1 protein-coding gene and 1 pseudogene are annotated in these 2714 nt (G+C 69.3%); one reads left to right on the top strand and one right to left on the bottom strand.

Annotation, left to right across the window (positions count from 1 at the left end; all coding sequences use genetic code 11):
• Positions 1-44 precede the first annotated feature (44 nt).
• Positions 45-1535 (bottom strand): adenosylhomocysteinase, encoded by a 1491-nt coding sequence (gene ahcY / locus ACRDSQ_RS13170; protein WP_431421278.1) that lies wholly within the window; start codon positions 1533-1535, stop codon positions 45-47.
• A gap of 106 nt (positions 1536-1641) precedes the next feature.
• Here ahcY and ACRDSQ_RS13165 point away from each other — a divergent pair.
• A pseudogene (locus ACRDSQ_RS13165) lies at positions 1642-2714 on the top strand (hypothetical protein); the annotation flags it as partial.

Here is a 2714-nt window from a genome sequence, read left to right as displayed (position 1 = left end):
GAACGGGGGACTCGCGTGCGAGAGCGGGGGACTCGCGGGGTGGGTCAGTAGCGGTAGTGCTCGGACTTGAACGGGCCCTCGACGTCGACGTCGATGTACTCGGCCTGGTCCTTGGTCAGCTTGGTGAGCGAGCCGCCGAGTGCCTCCAGGTGGATGCGGGCGACCTTCTCGTCCAGCTTCTTCGGGAGGCGGTAGACCTCGTTGTCGTATTCCTCGCGCTTGGTGTACAGCTCGATCTGCGCGATGACCTGGTTCGAGAAGCTGTTCGACATCACGAACGATGGGTGGCCGGTGGCGTTGCCCAGGTTCATCAGGCGACCCTCGGACAGCACGATGATCGAGCGGCCGGTCGGGAACACCCACTCGTCGACCTGCGGCTTGATGTTGATCCGCCGAACGTCCGGGTAGCGGGCCAGGCCCGCCATGTCGAGCTCGTTGTCGAAGTGGCCGACATTGCCCAGGATCGCCTGGTGCTTCATCCGCGCCATGTCGTCGACGAGGACGACGTCCTTGTTGCCGGTCGTGGTGATCACGATGTCGGCCTTCTCGATGACCTCGTCGAGGGTGCGCACCTCGTACCCGTCCATCGCCGCCTGCAGCGCGCAGATCGGATCGATCTCGGTGACGATCACCCGGGCGCCCTGGGCGCGCAGCGACTCCGCGGAGCCCTTGCCGACATCGCCGTAGCCGCAGACGACCGCGACCTTGCCGCCGATCAGCACGTCCGTGCCGCGGTTGATGCCGTCGACCAGCGAGTGGCGGATGCCGTAGCGGTTGTCGAACTTCGACTTCGTCACCGAGTCGTTGACGTTGATCGCCGGGAACAGCAGGGTTCCCTGGGCGGCCATCTGCGTGAGCCGCAGGACCCCGGTCGTGGTCTCCTCGGTGACACCCATGATCTGGGAGCCGATCTTCGTCCACGTGCCCGAGTCCGCCGCGAGCGAGGCCCGCAGCAGGTCGAGGAAGACGTTCCACTCCTCGGAGTGCGCGTCGTCGTTGCCGGGCACGACACCGGACTTCTCGAACTCGGTGCCCTTGTGCACGAGCATGGTGGCGTCGCCACCGTCGTCAAGGATCATGTTCGGGCCCTGGCCGTCGGGCCAGGTCATCATCTTCTCCGTCGCCCACCAGTACTCCGGCAGCGTCTCGCCCTTCCAGGCGTAGACCGGAACACCCTTGGGCTCCTCCTCGGTCCCGTGCGGACCCACCCCGCCCGCGGCGGCCGCGTGGTCCTGGGTGGAGAAGATGTTGCACGAACACCAGCGCACCTCGGCGCCGAGGTCCACCAGTGTCTCGATCAGTACAGCGGTCTGCACGGTCATGTGCAGCGAGCCGGAGATGCGCGCACCCCGCAGCGGGTACACCTCCGAGTACTCGCGGCGCAGCGCCATCAGGCCCGGCATCTCGTGCTCGGCCAGGCGGATCTCTTTGCGGCCGAATTCGGCCAACGAAAGATCGGCTACCGCGAAATCAATGCCGTTGCGGGTCTGCGCGTAGCTCGCCCCGGTAGTGGTCCGCGTGTCTTCTGCGGTCATCGAGTGAATCCTCCAGACTCTGGTCCCAGTCGAACACTACCGTTGAGGGCAGTGGTGGGGATCGCCCAAAGGGCTGTTCGGCGCCTATAGGCAACCTGGGAGAGAAGTGCTGCTGACTGGCACGGAAACGCGCGTTGTCGAATTGCGCGTGCACGGGAACATGGGCACCAGCGCGGAGTCGCTGGTGTCCGCCGTGGCCGCGGTCGACGTGGCCGGCGACGGGGTGGGCCGGATCGTGCGCCCCGCCGACCGGCTGCTGCGTCCCGCGCCTGGTCCGGTGCTGCGGGCCGAGGGCAGATCCGTGCCGCGCATAGTCGAAGGATACGTCTGGGGCGCGATGACCTCGGGCGGCTGGGCGAAGGCGACGTGGGCACTGCTCTTCCCGTTCTCGCTGGCCAACGTCGCGCACTGGATGCTGCCGCCGATCCCGAGCGGGAGCCGGGTGGGCAGGGTGCTGGGTGTGCTGAACCGGTCGCTGCTGCGGTTGGCGGCCGTGCTGCTGACGATGCTGCTGGTCGGGCAGGCCGCGGTGGTGAGCCTCGACCTGCTGGCCGCGCAGTGCCTGGCGCCGGGGGCTGCGTGTCTTACGTCTGTGCCCGACCTGCTGCGGGAGGCGTACCCGGTCCGGCAGGTCGCGGGGCTGCTGCCGGTGCTGCTGGCGGTCCTGGTGCTGCACCGCATCTCGGGTGTGGCCTGGGAGACCGCCGACTCGCCGAACCCGCCCGCGGCGCGGCCGAACACCAAGGTGGTGCTCCCGGGGCGCAACCTGGTCGCCGACCCGGACACGCCCGCCCTGCGGACGCTGCACCTGGTGTCCGCGCTGACCACGGTGGCGCTGCTGGCCTTGGGCGGGCCGTTCGCGATGCCCGCGCAGCAGTCCGACCGGGTGCTGTGGTTCGGCGTTCTCGGGATGCTCGGCCTCTGCCTGCTGGCCGTGTTGACCCTCGACGACCCGCGCGGCGCCATGCCGGAGCGTGCGGGCAGGCTGCTGCGGGCCGTGCTGGGCCCGGTGAGCCGGGCGGTGCTGCTGGCGGTCGGCGTCATGCTGGTGCTCGGCGCGGGGGCGCTCGTCGAACTGCCCACGACCGGCCTGCCGGGTGCGGGAGCGACCGTCGAGGCGGTGGCGGGGGCGCTCATCGGCGCCGTCGTGCTGCTCGGGGTGCTGCTCGTGCCCGCCGC

This window comes from Actinokineospora sp. (assembly GCF_050699995.1).
Taxonomy (GTDB): domain Bacteria; phylum Actinomycetota; class Actinomycetes; order Mycobacteriales; family Pseudonocardiaceae; genus Actinokineospora.
Note: the sequence above shows the minus strand (reverse complement) of the source record. Positions and strands in the feature narration are given on the sequence as shown.